Below are 26,503 nucleotides of genomic sequence, written 5' to 3' on the forward strand. Positions count from 1 at the left end.
TTTTGGAGAGCTTTCTTTTTTTTAATCTTCATTCAAAAAATCGGCATTTTCTAATCGTTTACTATCGATAATCGCAACTAACATGACATTTTCTTGGATTTTATAATCAGCACTTAATTGTGTATTTAATGGTGCATTTTCTTCTTGACGATATCCAATCAAGTTTAAATCATATTGTTGACGTAAATGTAAATCTTTTAATGCTTTTCCGACCCATGATACTGGTGGGTAAAATTCTACTAAAGAGATATTTTCATCTAATGAAATTACATCTGCTAATTTATGATGTACAATATTTTTTGCAACACGAATTCCTGTTTCTTTTTCAGGATTAATAATTCTAGTAGCTCCCATCTTCATTAAGATTTCTGTTGAAGTTTTACTTTTAGCTTTTGCTACAATTTTTGGAACACCTAGTTTACTACAATGCATTACTGCTAAAATACTTGCTTCTAAATTACTTCCTGTCGCAATAACCGTAACATCACAATTACTAATGCCAATTTCCTCTAATACATGAAAATCTGTAATATCTGCAATAACACCTTTTGTAATATAAGGTTCCAATCTATTTACATTTTCTTCTTGACTATCAACTGCAATAATATCACAGTCATATTGACTTAGTTGTTTGGCAATTGTTGTACCAAATACTCCTAACCCTAAGATTCCAACTGTTTTTGTCATACTTAATCCTACTTTCTATCCAATTAATAATGGTGCTTTCGCATATTTTATAAGTGAACCTTGTTTCTTACGATTTGAGAAGCTTAATAATACCGTTAATGGTCCAATTCTTCCGATAAACATTAATGTCATAATAATAATTTGTCCAAGCATCGATAAGGTTGGTGTTAAATTAGCTGTTACACCTACTGTACACATAGCAGAAATCGTTTCAAATAATGTATATAATAATGGAGCTTGTGGATCTGTGAGGCTTAACAAGAATACACTACTTAATGTTAAGACTGTAAAAATGATAAAAATCATTAATGATTTTCTTGCCATTTCATAAGGAATCGTATGGTGTCTAAAATTAATCGATTTTTTCTCATAAATTTCTGAACGAATAAATAATAAAACGACTAATACCGTTGTTGTTTTAACACCACCAGCAGTTCCTCCTGGAGAACCTCCAATAAACATTTGAATACAATAGAGTAGTAAAGTGGATGGATTAGCTTTTGTATAATCAATACTTGCAAATCCTGCTGTTCTCATTGTTACAGTTTGAAAGAAACTAACTAATAATTTCTGCCCAAAATTTAAATTTCCGATTGTATCAGGATTATTCCACTCTGTAATAAGTGTTAGTAATGTTCCAACCATTAAAATCCCTACTGTTAATAAAATGACTACTTTTGTATGATAGTGTAATCGTTTATAAAACATTTTATGATATTTATTTTGTAAGGAACGACGGTAGCATAAAATAGAATTTTTCACATCAAACCATACTGCAAAACCAATTCCACCTAATATAATCAACGCTGAAATAACCAATGATAATAAAGGATCCGTTGCATAATCAATTAAACTATTACTTCCTAAGTTATCAAACCCTGCATTACAAAAAGCAGAAATTGCAAAAAATATCGAAGTAAATATCCCTTTTCCAAATCCTAACATCGGAATAAATCGATAAGAAAAAAGAATTGCAGCGATTCCTTCAATCATTAACGTATATTTAAAAATTGTACGTAAGTAATCTTTAAAGTCTTTTGTATCATCTCGATTCAAACTATCTTGGAGTGCCAAGCGATCCGTTAAAGATAGTTTCTTTCCTGAATCAAAAAAGAAAAAGGCAATCATACTCATTAAACCAAGTCCACCAATTTGCATTAAGAACATACAAATGATTTGACCAAATGTATTATAAGTAGAAGCGACTGGTTGAGTAAATAAACCCGTAACACAAACCATTGAGACAGTTGTAAATAAATGATCAAAATACGTGGCCTGTGAAGTCTCTAATTGTGAGATTGGTAAGTCTAATAAAAGTGATCCAACCAATATAACAATTGCAAAACTAGCTGCAATTCTTTTTGGAATAGATTGTTGAAATAAAAATCGAATCATTTCAAACCTCCTTATTCAGTTAAAATCTACTTTGCAAAGTATAATACTTTTCATCCTATTGTCAAGATAATTGAAACAAAAATTAATTTCATTCTTTTCATAATTTCGAGTATAATAATGATGAGAAACGATAAAAGGAGACGCTTATGAATATTACCATTATTAGTGTTGGAAAATTAAAAGAGAAGTACTTAAAACAAGGAATAGACGAATATGCCAAACGATTAGGGAGTTATTGCAAACTTCAACTCATTGAAGTTCCTGATGAAAAAGCTCCAGAAAATTTAAGTGAGAAAGAAATGGAACAAGTGAAAGATAAAGAAGGAGAAAAAATTCTAGCTAAAGTAAAAGATTCAGATACCGTTATTGCTATGGCTATTGAGGGAGATTTAATTAGCTCAGAACAATTAGCTGAAAAGATTGAAAATTATGGAATTAATGGAAAAAGTTCTATTGTTTTCATTATTGGTGGTTCTCTTGGACTAAGTGATACGGTCAAAAAACGTGCGAATGCTAAAATTTCATTTGGTAGAATTACTCTTCCTCATCAATTAATGAGATTAGTGTTAGTCGAACAAATTTATCGTTCTTTTCGTATTACAGCAGGACATGCCTATCATAAATAATTTTTTATAAAATCTATAAATTTATTTCATAATTTCTTCATATTCTTCCTCTATACTTTAGTCATTCCCAAATAAGAATATTTATCCTCCCAAAATAAATATTTCTAATCCTTTTTTCCACCGATGAAAAATCGGTGGTTTTTATTTACCTTATTTTGTGAAATTTCTTACAAAAAATCAAAAATAAAGGCTGTGGAAAACTTATCCACAACCTTTAAATCATTTAATATTTTATCCACATATGTGGAATTTTTCATTATTGAGCAACAATATTCACAGTTAATGTTGCTTCAACATCATGATGTAATTTTACAGGTACTCGTGCAAAACCTAAAGCACGAATTGGTGCAGCTAATTCAAATTTACGACGATCTAATGCTACATTAAATGTTTTATTGAATTCTTCAGCGATTTGTTTTGCTGGAATAGCTCCGAATAAACGTCCATCTTCCCCAGCTTTAGCTTTAATTGTTACAACTGTTTCTTCTTTTTCTAAGAATTCTTTTAATTCTTTTGCTTGTGCTAATAATTCAGCATTATGTTTTTCTTCAGCTTTCTTTTGACCTGCTAAAGTTGATAAACTAGCATTTGTTGCTTCTTTTGCTAATCCATTTTTAATAAGGAAATTTTGTGCATAGCCATCAGCTACGTTTTTTACATCTCCTTTTTTACCTTTACCTTTAACATCTTGTAGAAAAATAACTTTCATTTTTCTAACCTCCTATAAATCTATTTCATTTCCTAATTCAGAAATAACTTCTTTTAATTGTGTAACAGCCTCTTCAATTGTTGTATCACTTAATTGAGTAGCTGCATTTGAGAGATGTCCACCACCGCCCATTTTTTCCATTACACGTTGTACATTTTTATTTCCTAAACTTCTTCCACTAATACCAATTCGTCCATCTTCACGTTTTGTAACGACAAATGAAGCATCAATATTTTCCATTGAAAGCATCATATCTGCTGTTTGTGCAGCTACAACTGTAGGATAAGGATTATCTTCTTCTCCTTGTACAATTCCAATATTATTGTCTAATAAAATTAGTGAATTTAATAAATGACTTCTTAATAAATAAGTTTCTACATTTTCTTTCAATAATCTTTGAATGAGGATTGTATCTGCTCCTACTGATTTTAAGTAACTTGCTGCATCAAATGTTCTTGAACCTGTTCTTAATGTAAAGTTTCTTGTATCTACAATAATTCCACCTAACATAGCCGTTGCTTCAATTGGTTGAATACTTTCTACATAATCATTCTGATATTCGAATAATTCTGTAATTAATTCACCAGTTGATGAAGCATATGGTTCAATATAAACTAATACAGGATTTCTTGGAAAATCTTGACTTCTTCTATGATGGTCGATTACAACAATCTTATTGGCTTGTTCTAATACTTCTGGTGAAGCTGCAATTACTGGACGACTGACATCCACTAATATCACTAGTGTATTTGGTGTTAATTTTTCCAACGCTTCTTCAGGGGAAATAATATCATCTCTAATATCTTCTTTTTCTTGAATGACATCCATTAATTTATGAATATCATGTGAGTATTGTTCCTCATTTGTTACAATCCAAGCCTTTTTCTGATTCATATTTGCAATACGTCGAATCCCTAAACAAGCTCCAATCGCATCCATATCCGGAAACTGATGTCCCATTACAATAATTTCGGATGCTTCTTCCATTAAATCTTTCAATGCTTGAGAAACCATTCTTGCTCTCACTCTTGTACGTTTTTCCATTGGATTTGATTTTCCACCATAGAAACGTGCATCTTCATTTTGAGAACGAACAACTACTTGATCACCACCACGTCCTAAAGCTAAATCTAAGTTAGCTTGAGCATACGAAGCAATTTCTGGATATTTTACATCATTATTATTTTTATCAGCATAGGAGAAGCCCATACTAACTGTTAATGGAAAATTTTGTTTTGCTGTAGTTTCACGAATCTTATCCATAATATCAAACTTTTCTTTTTCCAAAGTTTCTAACGATTTGCGATTTAAAAATGCGATAAATCGATCATCGTCCACTCTTTTCATAAAGATATTATGATGGATTGCCCAACTAGATAATTGATTCGTTACAAAATTATTTAAATTAGATTTTCTTCTATCATTTAATGACTGGGAAACTTCCGAAAAATTATCTAAAAATATTTGTCCAAAAACGATTTGTTCCTCATAATATTTTTCCTCAATACTTGCATACTCAGTAATATCTGTTAAATAAATCATTCTGATATCCGGATGTACGATTACTTGATATTTTTTATCTATATGAGTAAAAATATCATTTTCCTTATTTGTTTGAATTTGTCTTTTCACTTGATAATATAATCGTTCATTTAATTCCTTTAATGGAATCCCAATAACATCCTGTCTTTGAAGTTTTTTCTGAAGATAAGGATTAATCCATGTAATATTTTCATTCTTATCATATAAAATCATACCTATTGGCATTTTTAAATAGGCATCTTGCTCACCTTTACGAATTTTGTAAGCTAAATCAATTGCATATTCATTTATTTGTTTACTGATATGCTGAACAGAAAAATATACTAATATGGCAAATAAACATAACCAAAATAGAAATATAAATCCTAGCCATATATGAGTCACAAAACTCATGATACATAGAATACTTAAAAGGATTATAAAGGATCCTCCGTAATATTTTACAGAAGAAATTTTTAGATAAGATGGAAGCTTTTCATACCATTCTTTAAAATGATTCAACATATGTTTATCACCATCTTTCTATCATTATTTTAACATATTTTAAAGCTAAGGAATACCCTTCATGCTTTTTCAAAATGTTTCACGTGAAACATTTACTCTAACATCAAATATAATCTTCTAATGTTTCACGTGAAACATTTTGATAGAAAAAAGGACTGGAAAACCAGTCCTTTGTCTTTATTAGTCTACTGTTGTAAATGGTAATAATCCCATAATACGAGCACGTTTAATAGCAACTGTTAAAAGACGTTGATATTTAGCACAAGTACCTGTTACACGACGTGGTAAGATTTTACCTTTTTCAGAAATGTAGCGTTTTAATAATTCTACATCTTTGTAATCGATATATGTAATGTGGTTTGCAGTGAAGTAGCAAACTTTTTTACGACGACGAGCGCCGCCACCTCTACGTTGTTGAGCCATTACGGTATCCTCCTTTTGATTAGAATGGTAAATCATCGTCAGAAATATTAATTGCTTCTCCATTCGCTAAGAATGGGTCTGCTGGAACATTTCCAAATGATGATGTAGGAGCACTTGGTGTGTTAAAACTACCTTGTGATTGATACTGATTTTGTTGTGAATAACCATTATATGAATCATTTGCTGGACGTTGTTCAGTCACATTTTTTGATTCTAAGAATGAAAAATTATCAACGACTACTTCAGTTACATACACTTTTTGTCCTTGTTGATTGTCATAACTTCTAGTTTCAATATGTCCTTCAACACCAATTAATGAACCTTTACGAGTAAACTTTGCTAAATTTTCTGCAGCTTTTCTCCAAACTCTACAACTAATAAAGTCTGTATCTCTAGTTCCTTGTTGATTTGTATAACGGCGCTCACATGCAATTGAAAAAGTTCCAACTGCTACTCCATTTGGAGTATATTTTAAGTCTACTGGTCGAGTTAAACGACCTACTAACACAACATTATTGATCATAGTATCTGCTCCTTTCAAGATTTGTTTTACTTAATATTAAGCAAATGCTTCTACTTTAACAATCATATGACGTAAGATGTCATTGCTGATTTTAGCTAAACGGTCGAATTCGTCAATTGCTTTTGCATCTTCAGCAGTGATGTTCACTAAATGATAGATACCTTCGTGGAAATCTTTAATTTCGTATGCAAAACGACGTTTCGCCCAGTCTTTAGATTCAACAACAACAGCGCCATTGTCTGTTAATACAGCATCAAATCTTGCAACCAATTCAGCTTTAGCAGCTTCATCGATGTTTGGACGGATGATGTATAAAATCTCGTATTTTGATGTTTGACTCATTGACTGTCACCTCCTTATGGTCTTTTGGCTTATTCTTTTGAACAAGCAAGGAGAGTATTAATACTAATACTCACGTTCCAATATTATAGCAGAGAAATTGCATTCTGACAACGATTTTGCATTATTTTTTATATAAAAAACAGTACGCAGAATAATCCACATACTGTTTAAAAAATTATTTCCAAACTTCACGAACAATTTCGTCAATTAGTTTTAATTTATCCCATTGTGCTTCAATTGTTAAGATATTTCCTTCTTCTGTTGAAGAGAATCCACATTGAGGACTTAGGCATAGTTGTTCAAGAGGAACGTATTGACTTGCTTCATTAATACGAGCAATGACTTCATTTTTATCTTCTAAGTCACCAGATTTAGAAGTAATCAATCCTAATACCACTTTTTGGTCTTTAATATAACGAAGTGGAGTAAAATCTCCAGCACGATCACTATCATATTCTAAGAAGAATCCATCTACACGACAATGACCGAATAATGTTTTAGCAACTGGTTCATAACCACCACTTGAGAACCATGTTGAACGGAAGTTACCACGGCAAATATGCATATTTACTACTAAATCTTCTGGTTTCAATTCAATTACACGGTTTAACACGTCTACATAATCACGAGCAATTTGTTCTAGGTCAAAACCACGTGCTTCATAGGCTTCACGCTTATCTAAAGCACAGAATTCTCCCCAACTTGTATCATCTAATTGAATATTACGGCATCCTAAGTCGTAGAAATATTGTAAAGCTTTACGATAGGCTGCTACAACATCATCATAGAATAATGCTTCATTATCTTTGTAACGATCAATTGGTACATAGTTTTTCTCACGTACTTGTGTAATTAAATGCAACATACTTGGTGAAGGAATCGTTAATTTTACCGGTGTATCGCCTGCATGTTCTTTTAAGAATTTGAAGTGTTTTACGAATGGATGGCTTTCTGAAAAATCAATTTTCCCAACAATTCGTAAAGTTTTTGGTTTTACATCTTTATCTTTGAATTGGACTGAGAAATGTTCTACTTCTACTAGTTCCACTCCATCTAAGTTTTCTAAGAAATCTAAGTGCCAGAAAGCACGACGGAATTCTCCATCTGTAATGGATTGAAGACCAAGCTCTTTTTCTTTTTCAACTAAAGCAATAATTTCTTCATTTTCTACACGTTCTAATTCTTCAGCAGTAATTTCTCCAACACTAAATTTAGCACGAGCTTCTTTTAATCGTTCTGGACGTAAGAAACTTCCTACATGATCTAAACGGAAAGGCGCTCTTTTACAACAGTTACAATTTTCATAATTTGACATATTTATTCCTCTTTTCTTTTATTCAGCTTCTGGTAAATAAGCGATAGCACGAACAGGTGAACCTGGTGTACGTTTCCAGTTTGGATAAGATACTGAAATGACCGCACCTACTGCAGGAACTTGATCAAGATTTGCTAATACTTCTACTTGATAAATGTTTTGGCTTAGTAAATAATACTCATTTGTTAACCCATGGGCAGCTGCATGAACTCCTGAGTCTGTATCTAATGTTTCATGTCCTACTGCTTTTACATGACGTTCATGAATTAAAAATTCAAGTGCTTCTTTACTCCAACCTGGTGTTTGTTGAACTCCATTTTCATCAAGATTACGAACATCATCTTGACTTGGCCAACGATGTGACCAATCACTACGAAAGGCAACAAATGCACCGGGTTCAATCTTACCATATTCTTCTTCAAATGCTAATACATCTTCTTTGGATAATTCGTAGTTTGGATTTTCAGCTACTTCTTTTGAACGATCAATCACGTACAATGGTAAAAGTAAATCTTTTAACTCTAATTCATCAAGGAATCGTCCACCTTCAACAAAATGGCAAGGCGGATCAATATGTGTTCCGTATTGAGTCACTACTGATAATTGTTGTACATGAAAACCATCTTTTAAGGTAAATAAATCTTTTTGTTCTAATGCTGGCAAAGCAGGAAAATGAGGACTATTGGCATCAATTTGATGGCTTAAATTCACCCATTTGGCTTGTTTTAATGTTTTAAATGCTTGTGTCAGTTGTTGTTGAAATGTTGTCATAATAACACTTCCTTTCAAAAAAATGGAAGGCTATGGATTAAAATGAATCTCCCCATAGCCCTTTGTTTTATAATACTAAGTTTATTTTCCCCAAACTTCTTGTGCAATTTCACTAATTAATGCAATTTTCTTCCATTGATCTTCTTCTTTAATTACATTTCCTTCTTCTGTTGAAGCAAATCCACATTGTGTGCTTAAATATAGATTTTCTAATGGTACATATTGACTAGCTTCTTTAATACGAGCAATAATTTCATCTTTATTTTCTAAATCAGCAAATTTTGATGTTAATAGTCCAAGAACTACTTTTTTCTCTGTTCCAACTTTTGCTAATGGTTTAAAGTCCCCTGCGCGATCTGTATCAAATTCTAAATAATAAGCATTGACATTTTCGCCACCTAATAACTCATCTTCTACTTTATTGTATCCTCCTTGAGAAATCCAAGTAGAATGGAAATTACCACGACAAACGTGAGTATTAATGACTAAATCTTTAGGTGCATTTGCAATGACACCATTGTTTAAACGTAATGCACGTGCAGCAAACTCTCTTCTTACTTCTTCTAATGGACGCTCTTCACGGAAACGTTTTGTAAATCCATCGTCTACTAAAACTCCCCATGTACAGTCGTCTAATTGTAATGTCTTAAGTCCTGCATCATATAAATCTTGAATCACTTCAGAGTATGCTTTAATAATAGCTTCGAATAATTCATCTGTTGTTGGATAAACAGCTTCCCAAGCAGCAACATGTTCTGGTGTACGAATTAATTCAAAATAAAATTGTGAAGGAGAAGGAATAGTAAATTTAACAATCACATCTTCCTCTTTTACTAAATCTCTTAAAAACTCAAAATGTTTAACAAATGGATGATTTTTCCCATTAATTGGTTCTTTAAGTACTGCTGTATCAGCTTTAGTTTCAATTCCATGAAATAAATATCCACGTTCACCCACTACATGTTCTACTCCATTAAACCCCCAAAAGAAGTCTAAATGCCAGTAAGCACGACGGAATTCTCCATCTGTTACCCCTTGTAAACCAGCAGCAATTTGTTTTTTTACAATTTCTTGAATATTTTTATCTTCTACTGCTGTTAATTCTTCACGTGTAATTTCACCGTTTGCAAATTTTTCTCTTGCTTCTACTAATTCTTTTGGACGTAAGAAACTTCCTACGTGATCTACTCTAAATGGTGCTTGTTGTTTTGTCATCATACATTCCTCCTAAAATAAAAAATCCTTACAGTTTTCACTGCAAGGACGAAATTTCGCGTTACCACCTTGTTTTAGAATTATTTCGCAATAATTCCCTCATTGAGTATTTCTATACTCTTGCTATATCGGGCTACCCGTAGATATTTAATCATTCAATACCTAACACTCCAAGGCCATCTTCAAAAATTCTCTCTTGATCTCTTTTCACCTACCGAGACTCTCTAAACAAGTTTCCTTCTCTACTCACCTTTTCACAGTGCTGTTCTTTAACTAAACTTAGAATAACAGTAGAAACTGTTCTAGTCAATTATCTAATTATTATCTTCAGTTATAATTAAAAACTATAATTAAAAGTATAAAAACTCCATAGTTTTCACTATGGAGTCCTATATATCAATATCACCATGGTCTTCAATCATGTAAATATTATTTTAGCAGAGAAGTTAAACAATCCCTAATTCTTTTAATAATTCTTCTTTAGAATATTTTTCTCCTTCATCATGAGAATCAATTTGATGTATCATATTTTGATAAAACTCATCAATAACTACTTCACCATTTTCATTAATCATTTCATCAGATATTTCAGGGAAATCTGTAATTGCAGATAATATTTTTTTTCACTCATTTCTACATACTCCCCTCTCTTCTATTATTATAAAGCTTTTTTCAATTTTCTTAAATAATATTCACCAAAGAATAGCCCTAGTCCATTCAGAATAACAAAAGCTACAGCACCTATCATATACCCAATATTTTCTGGAAGGAAGTGAATAATTGGGAAAGATGCCACTATACAAAGGATTAAAAGGATAAATAAAATAAACATTAAAATTCCTAATAAAAATTTATTTCCTCGACTTTGTAGTTCGACAATATTACTCCAATTCGGAACACGTAGACGATAGTCTCTTTCAAATCCCCAAGCTGATAACCCAAAACTAATCGAAAACCAAGTAACTATTACTGCTAATATTAATAAAATTGGCATGCGTAATACTAATAATACAATACTTAATAATAGAATTGGCACAGAAGACTGTGATAAAAATAAGACTTTGAATTTTTCATGAGTATATTTTTTCATATCAATAGGTAATACTTTTAAATATTCAAAATTATCTCTTTCCAAAGAAAAACCAATACTTGTTAAGTTATTTCCAAAGGAATTCGTCATTGCAAACATTAGTGCAAATAATAAATACGAAAGTAAAAATCGGAAGGTAAAAAATTCTGTAAGATTAACTCCTTCTCTAGTTACTCCAAAAATCATTGGTAATAACATCAAAAACGGTAAAATACTTGGTGCAATAATCCCTTGAACAATAATGGAACCTTCTTTCATTAATTGGATATGATATTTTCTCACTAATTTTGAAAAATTATCCAATGTAAAGCTACGTACTCTTTTAGAATATTGTTGAATTGAACTAACTTCCATTGCTTTTTCATAAAAAGTTGGCAATACTTTATAGTGAATATTTACTAATAAGAGAACTGTAATTCCAATCCATCCAATATAGCCAATTATTCCATCAAATGATAATGGATGAAGAATCATCGCATAAAAAGCTTCAAACGGAGGAATAAAAGCTCTCTCTTGTTTCGTTAATATTGAAACAGTATTATGATTAGAAATTAAAATATAAAGTAATCCTGAAAAAATAGAAACAAATCCTAATAAAATATTCGAAATAATATTTTTATGTTTCTTAAAAAATGACAAACTTGTCAAATAATGTACGAGTGTAAAAATAAATACTCCTAAAAAGACTAATAAGATAAAACAGTTAATGATCATTAAAGGAATGGTATACCAAAAATCTTTTCCATATTGAATCGGTAAAACGATAAAATAAGCAATAATAGGGCCTAATCCCATTAAAGCGACCATCATAACAGAAATAGCTTTTCCAAGAATAATTTCTACTTCTCTAAATGCATAAGGTCGATAAGAAGTTAAATCTTTACTTTCGTAAAATACATTATAAAATGCAATAAAACTTTGAGAAAATGTAAAAGCACTAAAAATACTAATCATATTCGCAAATAGGACAGGATTTTCTCCAATAGGGTTCACAAATGAATTAAGTACTCCAAAAAAAGCAATATAAATTAATCCAATCATAAGCTGAGAACGAAGGATTTTCTTAGGAATATCGATTTTTTTCAGTGGATTTTTTTCTTGCTTTTGTCGATAAGCAGCTAATTGAGCAGGAGCAACTGCATATAATAAATTCAACTTCACTAATTTTCTAACAGCTTGCAGATTCATCGACAGTCTCTCCTTCCTTACGTCCCGCTAAAGATAAATAAATACTTTCAAGAGACTCTTGAGGATTATGTTCTTTTAATTCTTCAATTGTGCCGTAAAATAGTAATTCACCTTTTTTCAAAATGGCAATACGATCACATAATTGTTCCGCTACTTCTAATACGTGGGTAGAAAATAATACTGTTTTTCCTTTTTCGGCATGTTCACGCATCATTTTTTTCAAATCATAGGCAGCTTGTGGATCCAAACCGGTTAATGGTTCATCTAAAATCCAAATATCTGGGTCAGATAATAAAGCCCCAATAACAAATACTTTTTGTCGCATTCCATGAGAAAATGACTCAATCACATCATAACGATAAGGAGTAAAGTCAAATAACTCTAATAAATAGGTTAATCTTTCTTCTATTTGATTCATCGTTAATTGATAAGAAACTGCAATTAATTCCCAAAATTCATTAGCCGTTAAACGTAAAAATAAATCTGGAGAATCTGCTACATATCCAATTTTTCGCTTAATTGTTAATGGATCTTGTGATAGAGGAACACCATCTACTTCAATCGTTCCACTTGTTAGTGGTAAAATACTCACTAATGATTTAATGGTTGTGGATTTTCCTGCACCATTATGTCCAATTAATCCAACAATTTCTCCACTTTCAATGGTTAAGTTTAAGTTGTTTAAAGCTACCTTATCTCCATATTTTTTTGTTGCTTGTTTAAATTCAATCATGATAAAATTCCTCCCATCCTGTAATTATGCTGATTATACACCTAAAAATAGCGCTTTACTAGTGACTAAAGTCAGATTTTTCTAAAGGATTGCTTAATATTTTGTATCTTCATCATCAATAGAAAAAAGACTTTTCCTCAAAGCATATAAGTGAGTTTAACACCTTTGCTCATTTAGAAAAGTCTATTTTTATTGTTTTATTCTTGTTCGTCTACTAACTCTTGTGCGAAGTTTTGTAAGTTTCCGTTTACTTTTTCAGAAATAACTGTTTCTTCTGATACAGTGACCGTTTCTTCTGCTTCCTCTTCACGATCAACAATAGCTAATGAACTTACAATAGCATCCTGATCTAAACGCATCATACGCACCCCAAGAGCACCACGACCTGTTTGAGAAACATCTGAAGCGTGGAATCGAATGATTACTCCTTTATTCGTCATAATCATTAAATCTTCCTCACCCGTTACAGTTCTTAAGCATACAAGAGGACCATTTTTCTTAGTAATACGAAGGGTTTTAACTCCTTTACCACCACGACCTTTTAAGGCATATTCGCTGGCAGCAGTACGTTTACCGTATCCTTTTTCACTAACGACTAATACTTCACGTTCTGGTGTTAAAATATCCATTCCAATCACATAGTCATCATCACGTAGAGATACGCCTCGAACCCCTGCTGCTGTACGACCCATTGCTCGAACTTTTTCTTCATGGAATGTTACAGCATTTCCATGATACGTTCCAAGAATGATGCCGTCTTGACCACTTGTTACGACTACACGAATTAATTGATCATCTTCTCGTAATTGAATTGCACGTAATCCATTTGTACGAATATTTTTGAAATCTGATAATTTCACACGTTTTACAGTTCCACGTAAAGTTGTAAAGAATAAGAATCTTTCTGTTTCATCTGATTCTGGTACACTAATAATCGCTTGAATTTTCTCTGTTGAGTCAATATTTAATAAGTTAATAACTGGTAATCCTTTAGCAGTACGGCTGTATTCAGGAATTTCATATCCTTTTGCTTGATATACTTTACCTGTATTCGTGAAGAATAATAATGAATCATGTGTTGAACATGAAATCATATTTTCTACAAAGTCATCATCATGGACGCTCATTCCTTGAACACCACGACCACCACGACGTTGTGTTTTAAATTCAGAATTTGCTAATCGTTTAATATAGCCATTCTTCGTTAAAGTAATGACTACATCTTCTTCTTCGATTAAGTCTTCATCTTCTAAACTTAAAGCTTCTCCGACTAATAATTCAGTACGACGAGGATTATCAAATTTTTGTTGAATCTCTAATAATTCTTGTTCGATAATTTCATAACGTCTTTCTTCGCTTGCTAAGATTTCATTTAATTCTTTGATTAAAGCTTGTAAATCTGCATATTCTGCATCGATTTTCTCACGTTCTAATCCTGTTAAGCGAACCATTCTCATATCTAAAATCGCTTGAGCTTGTTTATCACTTAATCCATATTCATTCATGAATCGTTCTTTAGCAATATCTCCACTAGCAGAACTACGAAGAATTGCTACAATGGCATCAATATGGTCTAGAGCTACTTGTAATCCTTCTAAAATATGAGCACGATCTTCTGCTTTTTTCTTTTCAAAAATACTACGACGACGAATCACTTCTTCTTGGTGATTTAAGTAGTGTCGTAAAATTTCTTTTAAGCTTAAAATTTTTGGTTCTTGCCCTACAATTGCTAACATATTAAATCCAAAGTTTGATTGTAATGGAGTTAATTTGTATAAATTATTTAAAACGACTGAAGCAGAAACATCTCTTCTCACTTCAATCACGACACGCATTCCTTTACGGTCAGATTCGTCATTTAAGTACGTAATTCCTTCAATTTTCTTTTCATGATGCAATTGAGAAATACGTTCTACTAAACGAGCTTTATTTACCATATATGGTAATTCCGTAATAATAATACGTTCTTTTCCATTTTTTAATTCTTCGATTTGTACACGACCACGAACCGTAATCGATCCACGACCTGTTTCATAAGCACGACGAATGCCAGATTTACCTAATACAATTCCACCTGTTGGAAAATCAGGACCAGGTAATACTTCCATCAATTCAGCTGTTGTAACATCAGGATTTTTCATTAATAAATGTAATGCAGAAATAACTTCTCCTAAATGATGTGGAGGAATATTCGTTGCCATCCCTACTGCAATCCCTGTTGCTCCATTGACTAAAAGGTTTGGAATACGAGATGGTAAAACTTCTGGTTCACGTTCTGTTGAATCATAGTTATCACGATAATTAATCGTATCTTTATTAATATCTCGTAACATTTCTAAAGCAATTTTACTCATTCTTGCTTCTGTATAACGCATTGCCGCTGGACTATCTCCGTCAACAGAACCAAAGTTTCCGTGACCATCAATTAATGGATAACGATATGAGAAATCTTGTGCCATACGAACCATTGCATCATAAATCGCCGAGTCCCCGTGTGGATGGTATTTACCCATTACATCCCCAACAATACGAGCTGATTTTTTATGGGGTTTATCTGGCGTTACTCCTAATTCATGCATTCCATATAAAATACGACGGTGAACAGGTTTTAAACCATCACGAACGTCTGGAAGTGCACGAGATACAATAACACTCATGGAATATTCCAAAAACGATTTACGCATCGTTTTGGCTAAATCCGTTGGTTCGAATTTTTCTTCGAAAAATTCTAAATCTTTTTCCTCAGACATGTTGTCTCTCCTCTTCTTCAATCATTAAATATCTAAATCATTCACATCAATAAATTTCGCATTTGCTTCAATAAATTCACGACGTGGTTCTACTTTATCGCCCATTAACATATCTAACACTTGATCAGCTTCAGCAGCATCTTCAACTGTTACTTGTAACATTGAACGATTTTGAGGATTCATTGTTGTTTCCCATAATTGTTCCGCATCCATTTCTCCTAAACCTTTGTATCGAGAAATTTGTGGTTTTGGACTAGCAGGAAGTTCTTTTAATTTTGCTTCTAATTCCTCATCATTTTGAATATAAAACTCTTGTTTTCCTTGTTTTAATTTATAAAGAGGTGGTTGCGCAATATAAACATATCCTGCTTCCACTACTGGACGCATATAGCGATAGAATAATGTAATTAATAATGTTCGAATATGTGCACCATCGACATCGGCATCGGTCATAATGACTAATTTATGATAACGAGCTTTCGATAAATCAAAATCTCCACCAAATCCTGTTCCCATTGCAGTAAATAGAGAACGGATTTCATCATTGGCTAAAATTTTATCTAATGATGCTTTTTCAACGTTTAAGATTTTCCCTCGAATTGGTAAAATCGCTTGGAAATGACGAGAACGTCCTTGTTTTGCAGAACCTCCCGCAGAATCTCCTTCGACGATAAAGATTTCTGAAACACTTGGATCATTACTTGAACAGTCCGCTAATTTCCCTGGTAAATTAGAAATTTCCAAACCTGATTTTTTACGAGTTACTTCACGTGCACGTTTTGCTGCTAATCGAGCTTTAGAAGCTAAAATCCCTTTTTCAACAATTTTACGAGCAACTTGTGGATTTTCCATTAAAAATTTATCAAAATGAGTCGCAAATAATCGATCGGTAATCGTTCTTGCTTCAGAATTTCCTAATTTTGTTTTCGTTTGTCCTTCAAATTGCGGATCAGGATGTTTAATCGATACAACTGCGGTTAATCCTTCACGTACATCTTCCCCACTTAATTTTTCTTCGTTCTCTTTCATTAATTTTTGACGACGAGCATAATCATTAATGACACGAGTAAGGGCAGTTTTCATTCCAGATTCGTGTGTTCCACCTTCATAAGTGTGGATATTGTTTGTAAAACTTAATAAATTCGTATGGTATCCTGAAGTATACTGCATAGCTACTTCGACTTGAATGCCATCTTGTTCTCCTTCAACATAAATCGGTTCATCAAATAATACTTGCTTAGATTTATTTAAATGTTCAACATAACTTTTAATTCCGCCTTCATAATAAAAAGTTTTTACAACAGGCTCTTCTACTCGCAAATCAGTAATCGTTAGTTTTAATCCTTTATTTAAAAAAGCTAGTTCTCGTACACGATTCGCTAATTTTTCAAAGTCATATACAGTTGTTTCTTGGAAAATTTCTGGGTCTGGAACAAAATAAACACTAGTTCCATGTTTATCCGTTTTTCCAATTACTTTTAAATCTTCTAAAACAGCACCACGTTTATAAGATTGTTCATAAATATTTCCATCTTTAAAAACTTGTACCGTTAAATCTGTAGAAAGTGCATTAACAACAGAAGCACCTACCCCGTGAAGACCACCGGAAACTTTGTAACCTCCGCCGCCGAATTTACCACCAGCATGAAGTACTGTAAATACTGTTTCAACAGCAGGACGTCCTGTTTTTTCTTGAATATCAACTGGAATTCCACGTCCATCATCAGTAACACGGATATGGTTTTCAGGTGTAATCTCAATTTCGATATGAGTTGCAAATCCAGCTAAAGCCTCATCGATTGAGTTATCAACAATTTCCCATACTAAATGATGTAAACCAGCACTACTTGTAGAACCAATATACATCCCTGGACGTTTACGTACCGCTTCTAATCCTTCTAATACTTGAATCTGACTGGCATCATATTGTGCAGCAAGAACTTCTTTATTTTCTTCTGTCATTTTCTATTCTCACACTCCATTTTTCATTGAACTTGACCTTGATGAATCGGAAATACAATTGGTTCATTAATAAATTGCTTACGAATCCCATCTAAACTAGTCGTCGTTATGAATGTTTGTACTTTATTTTCAATTGCTTTAATCAAATGTGTTTGTCGATCATCATCTAATTCGGATAACACATCATCTAATAATAAAATTGGATATTCTCCAGTAGCGATGTTCATTAATTCTATTTCTGCTAATTTTAAACTTAATACAGTTGAACGTTGTTGCCCTTGAGAACCAAAATTTTGAACAGGCTTATCATTTAAATAAAAAATCAAATCATCTCGATGCGGACCTACTAAAGTACTCGCTTGTTCTAATTCTCTTTTTTGTACAGATTCAAATTGTTTTTGATACAATTCTTTTACTTCATCTTGAGAAATTCCTTTTTCAATCGAAAGAGATGTTTGATATTTCAATGAAAACTCTTCTCTTCCTAATGAAATTTGTTCATGAATTGGTTTCGCTAAAGCTTCCAATTGTTCCATAAACTCTAAACGATGGATTAAAATTGCACTTGCTTTTTCAATGACTTGTTCTGTTAAAACTTCTAAATAAAGATCAGCCGATGATTTTTTGATTGCTAATTGTTTTAAATAATGATTTCTTTGTTTTATAAGGCGTTGATATTCTACTAATTCATGTAAATAAATAGGATTCATTTGACCTAGTTCCATATCCATGAATTTTCGGCGATTTGCAGGAGCACCCTTCACTAATTCTAAATTTTCAGGTGCAAATAAAATAACATTTAATTGTCCTAAATAGGAACTGAGCTTCTTTTGTTCTAAATGATTGACTCTTCCTATTTTTCCTTTATTTGAAAAACGTATTTCTAATGGAATACTGCTAATTTTCTTTTCAACTTTTCCTTTAATGGTAGCAGCATCTTGATTCCACATAATCAATTCTCGATCTTGATTGGTACGATGGCTTTTTGTCATTGCCAAAGTATAAATAGATTCCATTAAATTCGTTTTTCCTTGAGCATTTTCACCAATGAAAATATGAACTCCTTTCCCAAATTCAAGAAAAAGTTCTTCATAATTTCTGAAATGATTCAGTTGTAATTCAACTAATCTCATCCATTACTTCCTCAGATTCTCTTTTCACAACAAAAATGCCTTCTTCAGGAATTTCTACACGTGTTTTATCATAAAGTTTTCTACCACGACGATTTTCAATTTCACCATCAACAAAAACAACCGTTTCTTGCAAATACCATTTTGCTTGTCCACCTGTTGTAATAACATCAATATGTTTTAAAAATTGTCCTAATGTAATAAATTCTTCTGTGATTGTTACAATCTTTGTCATGATTTTCCTCTTTTCTCTCATTTGGGTATACACATACTACTGTATTATACCTTTTTTTTGGAGAATTCTCAAAGATTTTGAAAAATTTAGCCTATTTTTGCATTTTTTTATTAAATAAATAAAAAACCTTTTTTAAAGGGAAAAATGAAATTTACTAGGATTTTTTCAAAATTTTAAAAATAAGCAAAAAAAAATCCATGATGATTTTTGTCATCATGGACTATTTTTTATCATTTAACCATTAAATGTACGAACTGGTGTAACTAATTGAATAAAACTATATGGAATATCTGAATGATTGTCTTTTAATGTCAATGTAAATGGACGATTCGCTTCTAAAAATTGAATTGTTGCTTCTGAAGAACCAAATAAACGAAGCGCATCTTTTAAATAATCAGGATTAAATGAAACATCCAATGAAGCACCTTCATAATTTTCTACCGTAATTTCTTCTTCAACTTTTCCAATTTCTGGAGAATTACCTGTTAATAAAATGCGATTTTCATTAATCGATAATGTCGCAATATTATTTTTATCTGTATGAGACATTAATGATGCACGATCTACAGCAGCTACTAAATCACTCGCAACAACCGTAATTGCTGTATTAAATTGATCATTGATTAATCGATCTGTATCTGGATAACGTCCTTCTAATAAACGAGAGTAGAAAGAAAGAGTTTCTGTTTGGAAAAGAACTTGATTTTCAGTAATTGCAAAATCAATCGTTTCTAATCCATCAATAATACGTGATAATTCAATTAATGTTTTACCTGGTAAAGTAATCTCAAATGTTAACGCATTACTTGTTTCAGGCATTTCTAAAGGAATAATTCTTTGACTCAAGCGGTGAGAATCTGTTGCTACAGCTTTTAATTGATTATTTGCAATAACCATATGAATTCCCGTTAAAATAGGGCGAGATTCAGCAGTAGAAACAGCAATAGATGTTTGTAAAATCACTTGTCTAAATAATGGAACAGGTAATGTTAATACATGATCTTTTTCTACTTCTGGAAGTTGTGGATAATCATGAGCAGATAATCCATTTAATGTAAATGCAGCACTTCCTGCTGTAATCGTTGCTTGTAATTGATCATTTGTTTCTAAAGTAAATGTATTTTGAGGTAATTTTTTAACAATTTCACCAAAGAAACGAGCAGGTAATACAATTGAACCTGTTTCATGAATCGATAATTGTAATTCTTCATGTTCTACTGGAAGAAAAATTTCAATAGAGACTTCAGAATCACTACCAGTTAAAGTAATTCCTTCTTGAGAAACAACTAATTTAATTCCTGTTAAAATTGGAATCGTTGTTTTTGAAGGAATAGCACGTTGAACGTCTGCTAAATTTTTTAAAAATGCTTGACGATTAATTGAAAATTTCATTTTATGCCTCCTAAATGTATGTGTGTCTGTTTTAAATTTAATTTTATTTATAATAAATATAGTAATAGTAGTAGAGCCTGTTAATTTTGTGGAAAACTATTATTTTCCTTTTATACTCATCATTTTTCATTGTGGATAAGTGTTGTGTATAACAATTTAATAATTCAAGTAGTTATACACAGCTTAAAAACCTAGTTTTTTCTTTAAATCATTAACAGCTTTTGTAATCTCACCTTGTAGCTTATATTCTTCATTAATTTTATCATAGGCGTGTAAAACAGTAGAATGATCTTTGCCAAATTCTGTTCCTAATTTTGGAAGAGAGCTATTTGTTAATTCTCTTGCTAAATACATCGCAATTTGACGAGGTTCTACAATGGATTTTGTTCGTTTTTTACCTTTTAAATCTTCTAAAGAAATATGGTAATAACGTGCAACAGCTTCTTGAATATCTTGAACCGATACAATTTTTTCTTTACTTCCAGGGATAAAGTTTTGTAGAGCTTCAGCTGCTAAATTCGTTGTAATATCTTCTCCATGAGTCACAGAATAAGCTTGAACTCTTACAAGAGCACCTTCTAATTCACGGACATTGGATTGAATTTGTCCAGCAATATAACTTAAGGTATCTGTAGGAATATCAATTCCAACAGCTTCTGCCTTTTTAGATAAAATGGCAATTCTTGTTTCTAAATCTGGTGGGGTAATATCGACTGGCAGACCAGAAACGAATCTTGAAACTAAGCGTTCTTGTAATGCTTTGATTTCAGTTGGCTGTCTATCACTCGTTAAAACAATTTGTTTTTGGTTATTAAAGAGTGCATTAAATGTATGGAAAAACTCTTCTTGAGTTGCTTCTTTTTCAGCAAAAAATTGAATATCATCTACTAATAATAAATCAACATTACGATAATAATCTCTGAATTCTTGTTGAGTATTTGTTCTCAATGAAGTAATCATTTCATTTGTAAAAGCTTCACTCGTTACGTATTTAACACGTGCATTTGGATTTAACAATTTATATTGATTCCCAATAGCTTGCATTAAGTGAGTTTTTCCTAATCCAACACCTCCATAGAAAAAGAGGGGATTATATAATTGTCCTGGTCTTTCGCAAACTACTAGAGCAGCAGCATGTGCCATTTGATTTCCTTTACCAATAATGAATGAATCAAATGTATATTTAGGATTTAATAGAGAATCATCTTCTAAATAAATATTTTGATTAACTTCTTTAATTTCTTCATTTGTAGAAATTTGTGGGGTAGGCTCTGTGAATGTTTGTTTTTTTGAAAAATCTTGCTCATCTGAAATAATAAATTTTGGTTCAAATGACTTTCTAAAATAATCATATCCACGTTCCATTACATCTGTTAGTAAATTATCTTCCCAGAAATTAGCATACGTTTGAGAAGGAACTTGAATATATAGATAATTTTGGTCAAATTTTAGTAATTTAGCAGGCATAATCCAGTGTTTAATCGTAAAATCTGAATTTGTTTTTTCAAAATGAGCTAATAAAATTTTCCAAAATTCATCTAATAGATCCATAAAAACACCTCCTTGTGGATAAATAATAATAAAATCTAAGAGTAAGTTTAGCATTTTTTTTAAAAGTTTTCCACAGAAAATCAGTTTTTAACAAATTTTAGTGAATTTGTAATAAGTTTTCCACAAAATTGTGGATAATTTGTAAAAAATAATGATAAAATTTATTTATTCACAGAAATTGTTGATAGAATAAATCCAATAAATATAGAGGTTTAAGGATGATATCCACATTATCCACAACTTGTGGATATGTTTTTGTAAACAAGCTTTGAATTTGTTAAAAAATTGTGGAAAATATGAGGAAAAGTTTAAAAGTTGAAAAAAGGTTAAAAAATAATTGTGGATAACTATGGAAAAATGAATAAAATTACTAGGTATTTTGAATAAAATATGGTATGATACTCCAGTACAGTGATGCAAGAAACAAAGTATTGACTTTGTTAGGGAATATCATTATAATGATGTAGACTGTCTAGGATAGTTAGACATGACACAGAACTAGGAGGTGCAAGAAGTTATGAAAAGAACATATCAACCAAACAAACGTAAACGTCAAAAAGTTCACGGTTTCCGTAAACGTATGAGTACAAAAAATGGCCGTAGAGTATTAGCAAGCAGACGCCGTAAAGGTAGAAAAGTTTTAGCAGCTTAGATCACTGAACGTCTCAGTGATCTTTTTTTTATAAATGTTTTAAAAACTTAGATAAAGGTGAGTGTATGCGTAAGTCTTATCGAGTAAAGAAAGAGCAAGAGTTTCAACGAGTTTTTCATCATGGAAATTCAGTAGCGAATCGTCAATTTGTGGTTTATCAAATCGATAAATCGAATCAATCTCATTTTAGAGTTGGAATTTCTGTGAGTAAAAAATTAGGAAATGCAGTTGTCAGAAATCGTATAAAACGATTGATAAGAAGTGTATTAACAGAACTAAAGCCACAATTACAGTCTGAGATTGATTTTATCGTGATCGCACGTAAACCTGTAGTATCTATGAATTATCAAGAAGTAAAAAAATGTATGATGCATGTATTAAAATTAGGAAAGATTTTAATAAAAGATGATTATAATGGAGAAAGTAGGGAATTAAGTGAAGAAAAAGCATAAATTAGCTTTAACATTAGCGGTTTTAACATTATTTTTAGCAGCATGTAGTACAACACCTGTAACAGCGGAAAGTACAGGGATTTGGGATCGAGTAATTATTTATAATTTATCTCAATTTATTATTACTTTATCTCATATTTTTGGAAATAGTTATGGTTTAGGAATTATTGTATTTACGATTATAACAAGAATTGTGTTAGTACCTGTGATGCATTTCCAATATAAGACAACAAGACAAACAGCCATTTTACAACCTGAAATTAATAAACTTCGCGAGAAATATTCTGCTCGTGATCATCAAACACAAGAAATTTTACGAGAAGAAATTTCAGCATTATATGAAAGAGAAGGTGTGAATCAATATGCTGGATGTTTACCAGTAGCGATTCAATTACCTGTAATGATTGCTTTATATCAAGCAATTAGTCGTACAGAAGCGTTAAAAACAGGATCGTTTTTATGGTTTAATTTAGATCAACCAGATCCATTCTTTATTTTACCAATATTAGTAGTTGCTACAACTTATGCAACTTCTTGGCTAACAATGAAAATGCAAGACAGTGGAGCAGCTGGAAAAATCATGTTATTTGTATTACCAGCAATGATTGGATTTACAGCTTTAACGTTCCCAAGTGCGTTATCATTATATTGGGTTGTAGGGAATATCTTTATGGTTATTCAAACTTTAATTATGAATAATCCATTTACATTTATTGCAGAACAAAAAGCTATTGCACATGAAAAACGTCGCCGTGAAAAAGCTTTAGAAAAAGCTAAGAAAAAACACGGTAGAAGTTAAAGAATAGACTTGTTCAGATCCAAAGAACATGAGATAATACATGTAAATTTGCAATATGGAGGATATAGAAGATGACACAAACGATTCGAGTAAATGATGCTTCAGTAGAAAAAGCAATCCAAAAAGGATTACGACAATTACAATTAACACAAGATGATGTAGAAATTGAAGTAATTGATGAAGGTAAAAAAGGATTATTTGGTTTTGGACAAAAAGATGCTGTAGTATCAATTACTGTTAAAGAAAAAATTGAACAAGAAGAAGTAGTTGTTGAAGAATTCGAAGAATCTTTTGAGGATGAAGAATTTGATACTGATGATAATGATGAAGCAGTTGAAGTATTAGATAATCATATTGAAGAAGCTGCTCATGTTACAAAAGCTTATTTAGAACAAATAGCTGAAATTTATGGAGCACCAAGTGTAGTTCATGTTGAAGTACAAAAAGAAAAAATGAATTTTGTATTTGAAACAGATAAACCAGGTTTATTAATTGGTAAATATGGTAAAATTTTGAATGCATTACAAGTATTAGCTCAAGTATCAGTTCATCGTTTTGTAAAAGGAAGAATGTCAGTACAAGTAGATGTAGGAGACTACCGTTTACGTCGTACAGAAGCATTACAACAAATTGCTGAAAAAACAGCACGCCGTGTGTTAAAAACAAAACAACCGGTATATTTAGAACCATTACCTGCATATGAAAGAAAACAAATTCATGCATATTTAAGTAAAAATAAACGAATTTCTACTCATTCTGAAGGTAAAGAACCACATCGTTATTTAGTTGTAGAAATTGCAGAATAAAATAGTTAGAGACTGGAAGTAATTCCAGTCTTTTTTTATATCTTAAAATTAATTAGTATCGGATTTATAAAACAATATAATCATAAATAGTAGAAAGAAATTACAATATAATAGAAAGAAACTTGATAAAATCCTACTTTTGAGCTTGAAACTTTTGATAAAAAGCGTTAAAATGAGTTGTCGCAGTGTCTTTAGGGAGAGGACAGTAAGAAATATGTGTATTTTATATAAAATATACAACAATTTTTATATAAGGAAAAATAAATAAAAATATTGGAAAATTTCCCAAAAACAATGTACAATAATAGTGAAAATATATAGTTAGGAGAATCATTATGGATATTCAAGTGTTTATAAGGCGTCGTAAAGAAAAAGGCTTATCTCAGATTGAATTGAGTCATGGAATTTGTACGCAGGCAACTTTAAGCCGGTTTGAAAATCATGGTCAAATTCCTTCAATGAAAATCTTAAGTCAATTGTGTGCACGATTGCAATTAGATGTGGGGGACTTATTTGCGAGTGTCAATACTAAAGAAGTTGCTACAAACAAACTTTTAGATAAAATTGAAGAAAGTATTGTAACAATGGATTATGAATTGGCTGAGAAATTGATTGGAACAATTCAAAAAGATCAATTGAATGATGAACAAAAAATTCACTTGTTATATTTAAGAGGATTCACACAAGTTTTACAAGGAAAAAAAATGGAAGATGATTTGTTCTACTTTAATAAAATTTTAGCCGAACAATTTGAAAATCAAGATAGTTATCTCCATTTAGCATACGCCGGATTAGGATTAGTATATCAACAGCAAGAAGATATCGAAAAAGCAGAATACTTCTTTACAAAAGCTATTCAAGAAGTAGAAAAACATCAATTAGAGAAAATGGAAGCTGTTTGGCGCGTATTAATGGTATTATATCATAGCGCTATGTTCTTTAATAAAAATAATAATTATAAGAAGAGTAATGAGTTATTAAAAAAAGGGATTGAATTATGTAGTCAATTTCATATTACTTATTATTTATCAAGATTGTATTATCAATTAGCAATAAATTCATTAGAAAGTAATGCAGATAAAGAAGAAGTAAAATTATACTTAAATGATGCAGCAGCTTTCGCTAGAATAAACTCTAATGATGAATTATTGGCTGAAATTGAAAAAATTAATGATTCTTTATAAAAATAGATAGAAAAATTAAAGTCAAAATAAGTAGGAAGAAAAAATCTTCATACTTATTTTTTTATTGAAAAATAAATAAAGGTATTTATAATGGAATAAAGGAGTGATTAAAATGGGATTACGATTCAATAAAGATGAATTTCTAAAAAAAGAAAAAGTAATTTTACCTGAGGATATTCAACTTCCTTCATTAGAAGAAGAATATGATTTTGACAGCTTTGGAGATGCATTTATTATGATGCCAAAAATGGAAGAAGATCAACGTCAAAAAAATCTAGAAAAAAATATAAAAAAAGAATGGTTAGAACCAATAGAGAATAAGGAAGAAACTGGAGAAAATAGATAAAATTCCTGAATCATTTTTTTATATAAAAAGACTTGAAAAATAAGATGAGCTATGGTAAATTATATACGTTGTTAACGAACGTTCGCTTTTAAAGCGATTGCGGAAAAGAAATTTAAAATAAATTTCAAAAAGTTGTTGACAGAGAAAAACGACTATGATAATATATAGGAGTTGTCGCGAT

General features: G+C 31.3%; 26 protein-coding genes and 1 other annotated feature. Of the genes, 7 read left to right on the forward strand and 19 right to left on the reverse strand.

Annotated elements, in window-relative coordinates; genetic code table 11:
- Positions 1-21: 21 nt before the first annotated feature.
- Together RYK07_RS04560 and RYK07_RS04565 are read right to left on the reverse strand one after the other, a co-directional pair.
- On the reverse strand, positions 22-687 hold the full coding sequence (locus tag RYK07_RS04560) for a TrkA family potassium uptake protein (RefSeq protein ID WP_314852606.1): 666 nt from the start codon (positions 685-687) through the stop codon (positions 22-24).
- Between the two features lie 15 nt (positions 688-702).
- The gene (locus RYK07_RS04565) at positions 703-2,082 is read right to left on the reverse strand and encodes a potassium transporter TrkG (protein WP_314852607.1); all 1,380 of its coding nucleotides are present in this window, start codon (positions 2,080-2,082) and stop codon (positions 703-705) included.
- A 146-nt stretch (positions 2,083-2,228) separates the two neighbouring features.
- On the opposite strand from RYK07_RS04565, the gene rlmH reads away from it, so the two are divergent.
- Positions 2,229-2,708: a 23S rRNA (pseudouridine(1915)-N(3))-methyltransferase RlmH gene (rlmH, locus tag RYK07_RS04570; protein ID WP_006703122.1), complete on the forward strand. Its 480-nt coding sequence runs from the start codon at positions 2,229-2,231 to the stop codon at positions 2,706-2,708.
- 256 nt (positions 2,709-2,964) lie between these two features.
- On the opposite strand, the gene rplI is transcribed toward rlmH, so the two are convergent.
- From rplI to dnaA, 17 genes are all read right to left on the reverse strand, one after another.
- Complete coding sequence (rplI, locus tag RYK07_RS04575) at positions 2,965-3,417, reverse strand: 50S ribosomal protein L9 (protein ID WP_314681264.1); 453 nt, start codon at positions 3,415-3,417, stop codon at positions 2,965-2,967.
- 12 nt (positions 3,418-3,429) lie between these two features.
- The gene (locus RYK07_RS04580; protein WP_314852608.1) at positions 3,430-5,352 is read right to left on the reverse strand and encodes a DHH family phosphoesterase; all 1,923 of its coding nucleotides are present in this window, start codon (positions 5,350-5,352) and stop codon (positions 3,430-3,432) included.
- Between the two features lie 291 nt (positions 5,353-5,643).
- On the reverse strand, positions 5,644-5,886 hold the full coding sequence (gene rpsR, locus RYK07_RS04585; RefSeq protein ID WP_006703119.1) for a 30S ribosomal protein S18: 243 nt from the start codon (positions 5,884-5,886) through the stop codon (positions 5,644-5,646).
- A 19-nt stretch (positions 5,887-5,905) separates the two neighbouring features.
- A complete protein-coding gene (gene ssb, locus RYK07_RS04590) occupies positions 5,906-6,409 on the reverse strand; it encodes a single-stranded DNA-binding protein (protein ID WP_314852609.1) in 504 nt (167 codons plus the stop codon).
- 36 nt (positions 6,410-6,445) lie between these two features.
- Positions 6,446-6,751, reverse strand: a complete 306-nt coding sequence (gene rpsF, locus RYK07_RS04595) for a 30S ribosomal protein S6 (RefSeq protein WP_314112710.1) — start codon at positions 6,749-6,751, stop codon at positions 6,446-6,448.
- A 175-nt stretch (positions 6,752-6,926) separates the two neighbouring features.
- Entirely contained in the window at positions 6,927-8,066 is a 1,140-nt protein-coding gene (locus RYK07_RS04600; RefSeq protein WP_314852610.1) for a 5-methyltetrahydropteroyltriglutamate--homocysteine S-methyltransferase, read from the reverse strand.
- Between the two features lie 18 nt (positions 8,067-8,084).
- Positions 8,085-8,837 (reverse strand): cyclase family protein, encoded by a 753-nt coding sequence (locus RYK07_RS04605; RefSeq protein WP_314852611.1) that lies wholly within the window; start codon positions 8,835-8,837, stop codon positions 8,085-8,087.
- Between the two features lie 81 nt (positions 8,838-8,918).
- Positions 8,919-10,052, reverse strand: a complete 1,134-nt coding sequence (locus tag RYK07_RS04610) for a 5-methyltetrahydropteroyltriglutamate--homocysteine S-methyltransferase (protein ID WP_314852623.1) — start codon at positions 10,050-10,052, stop codon at positions 8,919-8,921.
- 41 nt (positions 10,053-10,093) lie between these two features.
- Positions 10,094-10,319: a binding site (T-box leader), on the reverse strand.
- Between the two features lie 179 nt (positions 10,320-10,498).
- On the reverse strand, positions 10,499-10,627 hold the full coding sequence (locus RYK07_RS04615) for a hypothetical protein (protein WP_314852612.1): 129 nt from the start codon (positions 10,625-10,627) through the stop codon (positions 10,499-10,501).
- Positions 10,628-10,710: 83 nt separating this feature from the next.
- Positions 10,711-12,330 (reverse strand): hypothetical protein, encoded by a 1,620-nt coding sequence (locus RYK07_RS04620; RefSeq protein ID WP_314852613.1) that lies wholly within the window; start codon positions 12,328-12,330, stop codon positions 10,711-10,713.
- Positions 12,311-13,063: an ABC transporter ATP-binding protein gene (locus tag RYK07_RS04625; protein ID WP_314112700.1), complete on the reverse strand. Its 753-nt coding sequence runs from the start codon at positions 13,061-13,063 to the stop codon at positions 12,311-12,313. The genes RYK07_RS04620 and RYK07_RS04625 overlap by 20 nt, the downstream gene beginning before the upstream one ends.
- 197 nt (positions 13,064-13,260) lie before the next feature.
- A complete protein-coding gene (gene gyrA, locus RYK07_RS04630; protein WP_314852614.1) occupies positions 13,261-15,813 on the reverse strand; it encodes a DNA gyrase subunit A in 2,553 nt (850 codons plus the stop codon).
- Between the two features lie 24 nt (positions 15,814-15,837).
- A complete protein-coding gene (gyrB, locus tag RYK07_RS04635) occupies positions 15,838-17,775 on the reverse strand; it encodes a DNA topoisomerase (ATP-hydrolyzing) subunit B (protein ID WP_314852615.1) in 1,938 nt (645 codons plus the stop codon).
- Between the two features lie 23 nt (positions 17,776-17,798).
- On the reverse strand, positions 17,799-18,908 hold the full coding sequence (gene recF, locus RYK07_RS04640; protein WP_314852617.1) for a DNA replication/repair protein RecF: 1,110 nt from the start codon (positions 18,906-18,908) through the stop codon (positions 17,799-17,801).
- On the reverse strand, positions 18,895-19,140 hold the full coding sequence (yaaA, locus tag RYK07_RS04645) for a S4 domain-containing protein YaaA (RefSeq protein WP_020991435.1): 246 nt from the start codon (positions 19,138-19,140) through the stop codon (positions 18,895-18,897). The genes recF and yaaA overlap by 14 nt, the downstream gene beginning before the upstream one ends.
- A 234-nt stretch (positions 19,141-19,374) precedes the next feature.
- Positions 19,375-20,532, reverse strand: a complete 1,158-nt coding sequence (gene dnaN / locus RYK07_RS04650; RefSeq protein WP_314852618.1) for a DNA polymerase III subunit beta — start codon at positions 20,530-20,532, stop codon at positions 19,375-19,377.
- A 183-nt stretch (positions 20,533-20,715) separates the two neighbouring features.
- Positions 20,716-22,083, reverse strand: a complete 1,368-nt coding sequence (dnaA, locus tag RYK07_RS04655) for a chromosomal replication initiator protein DnaA (RefSeq protein ID WP_314852619.1) — start codon at positions 22,081-22,083, stop codon at positions 20,716-20,718.
- Positions 22,084-22,600: 517 nt separating this feature from the next.
- On the opposite strand from dnaA, the gene rpmH reads away from it, so the two are divergent.
- From rpmH to RYK07_RS04685, 6 genes are all read left to right on the forward strand, one after another.
- Complete coding sequence (gene rpmH, locus RYK07_RS04660; RefSeq protein WP_006703104.1) at positions 22,601-22,735, forward strand: 50S ribosomal protein L34; 135 nt, start codon at positions 22,601-22,603, stop codon at positions 22,733-22,735.
- A 65-nt stretch (positions 22,736-22,800) separates the two neighbouring features.
- The gene (gene rnpA, locus RYK07_RS04665; protein ID WP_006703103.1) at positions 22,801-23,187 is read left to right on the forward strand and encodes a ribonuclease P protein component; all 387 of its coding nucleotides are present in this window, start codon (positions 22,801-22,803) and stop codon (positions 23,185-23,187) included.
- The gene (gene yidC, locus RYK07_RS04670) at positions 23,171-23,986 is read left to right on the forward strand and encodes a membrane protein insertase YidC (protein ID WP_006703102.1); all 816 of its coding nucleotides are present in this window, start codon (positions 23,171-23,173) and stop codon (positions 23,984-23,986) included. Before rnpA ends, yidC begins: the two co-directional genes overlap by 17 nt.
- A 71-nt stretch (positions 23,987-24,057) precedes the next feature.
- Positions 24,058-24,792 carry an RNA-binding cell elongation regulator Jag/EloR gene (jag, locus tag RYK07_RS04675; protein WP_314852620.1) on the forward strand — a complete coding sequence of 245 codons (735 nt, stop codon included), beginning with the start codon at positions 24,058-24,060 and terminating at the stop codon, positions 24,790-24,792.
- Between the two features lie 335 nt (positions 24,793-25,127).
- Positions 25,128-25,976: a helix-turn-helix transcriptional regulator gene (locus RYK07_RS04680; RefSeq protein WP_314852621.1), complete on the forward strand. Its 849-nt coding sequence runs from the start codon at positions 25,128-25,130 to the stop codon at positions 25,974-25,976.
- Positions 25,977-26,088: 112 nt separating this feature from the next.
- Complete coding sequence (locus RYK07_RS04685) at positions 26,089-26,322, forward strand: hypothetical protein (protein WP_314852622.1); 234 nt, start codon at positions 26,089-26,091, stop codon at positions 26,320-26,322.
- Positions 26,323-26,503: the final 181 nt, after the last annotated feature.

This window comes from uncultured Granulicatella sp., assembly GCF_963528315.1.
GTDB lineage: Bacteria > Bacillota > Bacilli > Lactobacillales > Aerococcaceae > Granulicatella.

What these genes read in the sequence shown, in the direction of transcription:
- RYK07_RS04580 (WP_314852608.1), bottom strand. Translation starts at nt 5,352, where the DNA reads ATGAGTTTTGTGACTCATATATGGCTAGGATTTATATTTCTATTTTGG.
- RYK07_RS04680 (WP_314852621.1), top strand. Translation starts at nt 25,128, where the DNA reads ATGGATATTCAAGTGTTTATAAGGCGTCGTAAAGAAAAAGGCTTATCT.
- ssb (WP_314852609.1), bottom strand. Translation starts at nt 6,409, where the DNA reads ATGATCAATAATGTTGTGTTAGTAGGTCGTTTAACTCGACCAGTAGAC.
- RYK07_RS04625 (WP_314112700.1), bottom strand. Translation starts at nt 13,063, where the DNA reads ATGATTGAATTTAAACAAGCAACAAAAAAATATGGAGATAAGGTAGCT.
- yaaA (WP_020991435.1), bottom strand. Translation starts at nt 19,140, where the DNA reads ATGACAAAGATTGTAACAATCACAGAAGAATTTATTACATTAGGACAA.
- gyrB (WP_314852615.1), bottom strand. Translation starts at nt 17,775, where the DNA reads ATGACAGAAGAAAATAAAGAAGTTCTTGCTGCACAATATGATGCCAGT.
- dnaN (WP_314852618.1), bottom strand. Translation starts at nt 20,532, where the DNA reads ATGAAATTTTCAATTAATCGTCAAGCATTTTTAAAAAATTTAGCAGAC.
- recF (WP_314852617.1), bottom strand. Translation starts at nt 18,908, where the DNA reads ATGAGATTAGTTGAATTACAACTGAATCATTTCAGAAATTATGAAGAA.
- RYK07_RS04605 (WP_314852611.1), bottom strand. Translation starts at nt 8,837, where the DNA reads ATGACAACATTTCAACAACAACTGACACAAGCATTTAAAACATTAAAA.
- dnaA (WP_314852619.1), bottom strand. Translation starts at nt 22,083, where the DNA reads ATGGATCTATTAGATGAATTTTGGAAAATTTTATTAGCTCATTTTGAA.
- rnpA (WP_006703103.1), top strand. Translation starts at nt 22,801, where the DNA reads ATGCGTAAGTCTTATCGAGTAAAGAAAGAGCAAGAGTTTCAACGAGTT.
- rpsR (WP_006703119.1), bottom strand. Translation starts at nt 5,886, where the DNA reads ATGGCTCAACAACGTAGAGGTGGCGGCGCTCGTCGTCGTAAAAAAGTT.
- RYK07_RS04610 (WP_314852623.1), bottom strand. Translation starts at nt 10,052, where the DNA reads ATGACAAAACAACAAGCACCATTTAGAGTAGATCACGTAGGAAGTTTC.
- jag (WP_314852620.1), top strand. Translation starts at nt 24,058, where the DNA reads ATGACACAAACGATTCGAGTAAATGATGCTTCAGTAGAAAAAGCAATC.
- RYK07_RS04600 (WP_314852610.1), bottom strand. Translation starts at nt 8,066, where the DNA reads ATGTCAAATTATGAAAATTGTAACTGTTGTAAAAGAGCGCCTTTCCGT.
- RYK07_RS04565 (WP_314852607.1), bottom strand. Translation starts at nt 2,082, where the DNA reads ATGATTCGATTTTTATTTCAACAATCTATTCCAAAAAGAATTGCAGCT.
- rpmH (WP_006703104.1), top strand. Translation starts at nt 22,601, where the DNA reads ATGAAAAGAACATATCAACCAAACAAACGTAAACGTCAAAAAGTTCAC.
- RYK07_RS04560 (WP_314852606.1), bottom strand. Translation starts at nt 687, where the DNA reads ATGACAAAAACAGTTGGAATCTTAGGGTTAGGAGTATTTGGTACAACA.
- rplI (WP_314681264.1), bottom strand. Translation starts at nt 3,417, where the DNA reads ATGAAAGTTATTTTTCTACAAGATGTTAAAGGTAAAGGTAAAAAAGGA.
- rlmH (WP_006703122.1), top strand. Translation starts at nt 2,229, where the DNA reads ATGAATATTACCATTATTAGTGTTGGAAAATTAAAAGAGAAGTACTTA.
- RYK07_RS04620 (WP_314852613.1), bottom strand. Translation starts at nt 12,330, where the DNA reads ATGAATCTGCAAGCTGTTAGAAAATTAGTGAAGTTGAATTTATTATAT.
- gyrA (WP_314852614.1), bottom strand. Translation starts at nt 15,813, where the DNA reads ATGTCTGAGGAAAAAGATTTAGAATTTTTCGAAGAAAAATTCGAACCA.
- RYK07_RS04685 (WP_314852622.1), top strand. Translation starts at nt 26,089, where the DNA reads ATGGGATTACGATTCAATAAAGATGAATTTCTAAAAAAAGAAAAAGTA.
- RYK07_RS04615 (WP_314852612.1), bottom strand. Translation starts at nt 10,627, where the DNA reads ATGATTAATGAAAATGGTGAAGTAGTTATTGATGAGTTTTATCAAAAT.
- rpsF (WP_314112710.1), bottom strand. Translation starts at nt 6,751, where the DNA reads ATGAGTCAAACATCAAAATACGAGATTTTATACATCATCCGTCCAAAC.